The following is a 2,999-nucleotide window of genomic DNA, read 5'->3' on the forward strand; positions in this document are numbered from 1 at the left end:
GGCCCACCACGGCCTGACCCCAGGCCCGAAACGCAAGCCCACCACACCCCGACGCCCCATCAGACACCCACACACCCAACAACGTGACAGCGCCCTCTACGACGCCGACGGCGAACTCCTCATCCGCCGCGCCACCGGAGACGGCGACACCGTCCTCTACCTCGGCGCCACCGAAGTACGCCTGACCACCAAGGGCACAGCAAAGACGGTCACCGGCACCCGCTACTACAGCGCCGCAGGCCAGAACATCGCGGTCCGCACATCCACGCTCGGCACCCCGGGCAGCAAGATCAACTTCCTCGCCGCGGACCACCACGGCACCAGCAGCATCGCCACCGACGCCACCACCCAGGACGTCACCAAGCGCCACACCACCCCCTTCGGCGCCCCCCGCGGCACCAACCCCACCACGTGGCCCGACGACAAAGCATTCCTCGGCAAACCGACCGACACCACCACCGGCCTCACCCACATCGGCGCCCGCGAATACGACCCGGGAATCGGCCAGTTCATCAGCGTCGACCCCCTCCTCGAACTCGGCAAACACCAGACACTCAACGGATACAGCTACGCCGGCCAAGCTCCCGCAACCAACTCGGATCCCACCGGCACCTGCCTGGACCCGGGCAACGGTCACTGCCAGCCGGGCAACAACAGCGGCAAGCCAGACCCGGCCTTCCCGATCAACACCAACCCGGCACCGAGCACAGGTGGTACTGCCGGTGGCGGTGGCGGTGGCGGTGGCGGTGGCGGCGGTGGCGGTGGCGGCGGCAACGGGGGGGTCAGTTATACGGGACAAAATGGGCTGCCAGGTTTTGGTCCGACTATCGGACCTGTGCCGGTGAATCTTCCCTACGTCCCCCCCATGGTGGCAGCTCCTGGGTATACGCAGATAAGAGATTGTGCCATGAACCCTACGTATCTTGACTGTAACCCTGAGGATGCCGTTTTGACAGGCGGAGTTGATGGTTTCGTCGAGATCGGGAAGAAGTGGTTCTTGGGTGCACTAGAGCGATATGCAGAATACGGGGAAGATAGTGTGGTTTGCTCGACAGGTGATGATGTCTGATGTCACTGCAGCGCATAGGAAGGAGATATCGAAGCGCTACTGGGAAGAGGGAAGGGCTAGCGGAGAGCTGTCGTCAAACTCCATAGCAAAAAAAGGGAACAAGTTTGAACAATTCTCAAAGGATGCTCTTTCGATGGTGGCCGGTGACGCGAATGTGGCAACGGCGGTAATGGGGTCGTACACGGCGAACTATAAGATCCTGAGAGCCAATAGACATGGAATCCAAGCGCGAATAACCATCAGGAACTCGATGACTATTTCCTCGTTTGCTCACATTGCAACGGGATATGGAACGGGATCGGAGCGTTTTGTTCAGCGGTGGCTGGACAATGATGGGATAATTGCGGCCGATGGAGTTGGTCGGAGTCATGACATGACGATCGTCTTCCGGGTTGTCATGCCGTAGACCTGTGTGATCTGGGCGCTCATGGCGTTGGATGCCCAGACTCCTGCGGTACCCAGACCGGTTGGTAGTCTCTAGTAATGGAGCGAGATATGCGCGAAAAGGGATCAATTTTGACTTTCTGCAGTGCTCTAGTCACCACGTCGGTGATGGTTATTTCGCTGTCGGGTTGTGCATTCCTTGACAATGAGGCTACTGTGAAATATCCCGACGGCAAGGTGGTGAGTTCGGAAATTCTTGTTGGTAAATGGGTGTCAGGTGAAGCGGAATTGAACTTGCAGCAGGGTGGGAAATTTTTGGCTGCCGCCGTTATTGGTAGATACTTCGACTGTGTCGATGGCGGGCTGAATGGCGTACAGAGGAAAACTGGCGGAGGAGATTGGCGTAGTCGTGAAAGTCTGGGCGCCAGTACGGTATTCCTGGATTTTGGCGACGGATGCTATACTGCTTTGACTGTGGGGGATGTGGGGAATAATATGGTTCTGTGGAATCATGTCGAGGGTCGAGATGGCCGACCGACGGTATTTACTCGAGAATAGGTGTCGGCGTACGGTCTTAGAGGATGTCTCACGTGGTGATCTTGGCGAGTCTCTTGTAGCAGGTGAGGGCTGCGGCAAGTCCCAGGAAGGCGAGGAAGTGGCTGCCCTTTCGCTCGTACCAGACGGTGAGGCGGCGGTAGCCGAAGAGCCAGGAGATCGACCGCTCGATCTTCCAGCGGTGACGGCCAAGCCGCTCGCCGGACTCGATGCCAGGGCGGGCAATCCTCGGGACGAGGTTGCGGGCGCGCAGCCAGCGGAGATGTTCGGCGGAGTAGTACGCCTTGTCCGCTCGGATCTTCACCGGCCGTCTCCGGCGGGGTCCGCGCCGCGAGCGGGCGGCGGGTATCCCGAGGATCAGCGGCTTGAACGCCTGGCTGTCGTGCAGGTTCGCACCCGACACCGCCACAGTCAACGGCAGGCCCTGGGCCTCGGACAGCACATGCAGCTTGCTGCCCTTCTTGCCCCGATCGACCGGATTCGGACCGGTCAGCGAGCCCCCCTTTTCGCCCGCACCGACGCGGCGTCGACGATCGCGGACGACCAGTCCAACTCGCCCCTGACGCCGAGCTCGTCGAGCACCGCCCGGTGTAGCCTGCGCCACAACCCGGCCTCGGTCCACGCACTGAACCGGCGGTGCGCGGTGGCCGGCGAGACACCGAACGACTCCGGCAGATACCGCCACGCACACCCGCTGGTCAGCACATAGACCACGGCCGTGAACACCGCCCGCTCGTCCACCGGAGCCGTACCACCGCCCTGCGGACGGGAGTTGAACCTCGGCAACAACGGAGCAGTCAGCTCCCACAGTTCGTCCGGCACTAGCCGACGCGACAGATCAGCACCCACGGTCCAGCATCATGCCGCATCAGCAACCAACCACGTGAGACATCCTCTTAGACCGTGTCCTATGTGGTGAGTCGGACGAGTCGCTTGTAGCAGCAGAGGGCTGCGGCGAGGCCGAGAAAGGCCAGGTAGTTGCGGGGATTTC

The 2,999-nt window shown here is 61.2% G+C and carries 4 protein-coding genes; 3 read left to right on the forward strand and 1 reads right to left on the reverse strand.

Annotated elements, in window-relative coordinates; all coding sequences use genetic code 11:
* From ACIGJO_RS35705 to ACIGJO_RS35715, 3 genes are all read left to right on the forward strand, one after another.
* A partial coding sequence (locus tag ACIGJO_RS35705) for an RHS repeat-associated core domain-containing protein (protein WP_399965603.1) occupies nucleotides 1-1,069 on the forward strand: 1,069 nt, incomplete at its 5' end.
* A complete protein-coding gene (locus ACIGJO_RS35710) occupies nucleotides 1,062-1,475 on the forward strand; it encodes a hypothetical protein (protein WP_399965606.1) in 414 nt (137 codons plus the stop codon). The genes ACIGJO_RS35705 and ACIGJO_RS35710, both read left to right, overlap by 8 nt.
* 77 nt (nucleotides 1,476-1,552) lie before the next feature.
* Nucleotides 1,553-2,011, forward strand: a complete 459-nt coding sequence (locus ACIGJO_RS35715) for a hypothetical protein (RefSeq protein ID WP_399965608.1) — start codon at nucleotides 1,553-1,555, stop codon at nucleotides 2,009-2,011.
* 28 nt (nucleotides 2,012-2,039) lie between these two features.
* On the opposite strand, the gene ACIGJO_RS35720 is transcribed toward ACIGJO_RS35715, so the two are convergent.
* Nucleotides 2,040-2,857 (reverse strand): IS5 family transposase gene (locus ACIGJO_RS35720; RefSeq protein WP_399965610.1). Its coding sequence is split into 2 segments (ribosomal slippage): nucleotides 2,040-2,515 and nucleotides 2,515-2,857, totalling 819 coding nucleotides; the frame shifts between segments, so codons are not numbered across the junction.
* Nucleotides 2,858-2,999: the final 142 nt, after the last annotated feature.

The sequence above is a fragment of the Streptomyces sp. NPDC079020 genome, assembly GCF_044542225.1.
GTDB lineage: Bacteria > Actinomycetota > Actinomycetes > Streptomycetales > Streptomycetaceae > Streptomyces.

Bases quoted from the DNA above. Each gene is read 5' to 3' on its own strand.
- ACIGJO_RS35710 (WP_399965606.1), top strand. From the start codon at position 1,062: ATGTCTGATGTCACTGCAGCGCATAGGAAGGAGATATCGAAGCGCTAC.
- ACIGJO_RS35715 (WP_399965608.1), top strand. From the start codon at position 1,553: ATGGAGCGAGATATGCGCGAAAAGGGATCAATTTTGACTTTCTGCAGT.